Here is a 2182-nt window from a genome sequence, read left to right on the forward strand (position 1 = left end):
CAAAACTTGAGGGCAAACGTGTCGGGCTGGTCCGCATGGATAGCGGTTTCTTTGCGAAGGAAATACTTGACTATCTGGAAATGAAAGGGTTACACTATATCATTGCCTGCCGTTTCAACAATCGTATAAAGTACAGTCTCACCCATGAACGCAAATGGATAGAGCTAACAGACGGATTGGAAATATCCGAAACCATCTATCAGGCAAACGGTTGGGAGAAGCCTAGACGCATTGTGATGGTCAGGCAAGAAATAGACAAGCGCCCCAAAGCTGCAGGAAAGCAAATCAAGCAACTGGAGCTTTTTGAGGATGAGCAGGATTTCGGAAAATACCGATACAGCTGCTTTGTAACAGACCTTGACCTGCCGGCCAAGATTGTATATGACTCATATCGCGGAAGAGCGGATTCTGAGAATAGGATAAAAGAATTGAAGAATGATTTCTCCATCGATGACTTTGTCACAAATAACTTCTGGGCAACAGAGGCATGTGGGAATTTCATTGTTATGGCATATAACTTTATGTCGTTGTTCAGACATGCGCTGATCAATTCCAACAAGAAGAAATTTCTGAAGACTATCCGATACGAGTTGATATCGACGCCAGCCTATCTGGGAAAAACAAAAGACAAGCACATCCTATATTTGGCTAGATCACTAAAAACACGACAATCATTCTTATCTATATGGGAAAAATTAAAGGATTTCTCTTTGCCGTACGACACAGAGAAATCCTAATGACCGATTTGGGTTTAACATTGTTAAAATCGCAGAAACGCCCACGGTGCCTGCGACGGTGGCGACAGAAAACCGAAAGGCAAAAGCGACTGCCCGCGGGGAGCCGCTTTTGCCTTTCTGCCCTTGTGGATGTCTACCTCAAAAGGGTGCCTGCCCCGAAGGCAAGCCCCCCTGACCATGCAGCCCAATCGCTATCGGGCGGCACTGGCGGCACTATGACATCATCTTAATCGGCGTATAGCCTGGCGGGTGACCTGGGTCATAATGAGCATCATCTTTTCGGGGTCGCGCAGATTGGCGTCGGCGACCACACGGTGGATATCTATCTGCTTGTCGGCATCGAGCAGTACATCGACGAGCAACGCGCGACAGGCGGGGGTGAAGTCGAGGCTGACGAGGGCTGCTTCGACACTGTCGCGGCTATGGGTGAGCACAGCGGCATTGAGCTTCTCACTGGAGTCGGGCGAGGACGGGCATGGCGGCATGGGATGCTGGCGCATGAAGCGCTGGGCAAGGCTCTCGACACCGGCTATAGCCTGCTGGTAGGCGGTAGCGTCGTGGATGGGGCTGGACGAAGCGATGCTGTCGAGCACCGACTGAAGGCTGGAGACGAACGTCTGCCAATCGTCGATGGTGACGGGCTGTGAGGGGATGGCTGCGGGAGACGCGACGGGACGCGACTTGGGGTTGGGGCCATAGACGCGCGAGAAGCGGGCACGTATCTCACCCTGATAGGGGAACGACCACTCCAGGCAGTAGGCTGTGCGATAGCCCGGGCGCGTGGCGTCGACAAAGAGCGCGGCGATATGGTTGATATAATTGCGGCCTATGGTGACAGCGTTGCCGGGGGTGTAGGTGAGACGGCGCTGGTGCTTGTGGTCGTTGGCAGAAAAGACTTTGTAAGCCGTCGCGGAGGATGCGAGGAAAGCCTCTCTCAAGGTGTCAATAAGCGCGCGGTTGCGCTCGCGGACCACAAACTCGTAGACCTCGGCAGAACCCTCGACCTGCATGGTGGCAGGGTCGCGCACGATGTTGGGATAGACTTCCATCTTGACCGCCTTACGCAGGTGGGCAAATGACTTCTCGATGGGCTGCTGCGCATGGGCTGGCGCAACGAAGAAGAGCGCGAGGCTCATCACAAGGGCATGAATAGGTTTCATAACTGTTAAGATATTAATGGGTTAGACATTCTCGGCAAGCAGGTCGTCGACCGTCTCGGCCCCTTCTTCCAGGGCGGCGCAAATGTCGAGCGAGTTGAGCTCGCCGGCGACGATAAGGGCGGTGATGGTCTGCAACTGGGCGTTGGCGTGCTGCTGCGCCATATCGTCCATCAGATTGGCGGTGGCGACCACCGTCTCTGCCATAAGCTGGCGATAGAGCGTGTCGACAGGTTGGGCTGGGACGACGCAGGCAGGGGCAGACTTGCGGACGGCTGGGGCGGGGGC

The 2182-nt window shown here is 54.4% G+C and carries 3 protein-coding genes; 1 reads left to right on the forward strand and 2 read right to left on the reverse strand.

Annotated features, from left to right (window positions below):
• Positions 1 to 737: transposase (locus tag CIK87_RS09895; RefSeq protein ID WP_144008070.1), on the forward strand; the 737-nt coding region annotated here is incomplete at its 5' end.
• Positions 738 to 958: 221 nt separating this feature from the next.
• On the opposite strand, the gene CIK87_RS09900 is transcribed toward CIK87_RS09895, so the two are convergent.
• Entirely contained in the window at positions 959 to 1897 is a 939-nt protein-coding gene (locus tag CIK87_RS09900) for a hypothetical protein (protein ID WP_144008176.1), read from the reverse strand.
• A 21-nt stretch (positions 1898 to 1918) separates the two neighbouring features.
• Positions 1919 to 2182 (reverse strand): hypothetical protein (locus CIK87_RS14395; RefSeq protein WP_158216235.1); only part of this gene is annotated, 264 nt, incomplete at its 5' end.

Source organism: Prevotella sp. P5-64, assembly GCF_002251285.1.
In the GTDB taxonomy this organism is placed as follows: domain Bacteria; phylum Bacteroidota; class Bacteroidia; order Bacteroidales; family Bacteroidaceae; genus Prevotella.

Bases quoted from the DNA above. Each gene is read 5' to 3' on its own strand.
- CIK87_RS09900 (WP_144008176.1), bottom strand. From the start codon at position 1,897: ATGAAACCTATTCATGCCCTTGTGATGAGCCTCGCGCTCTTCTTCGTT.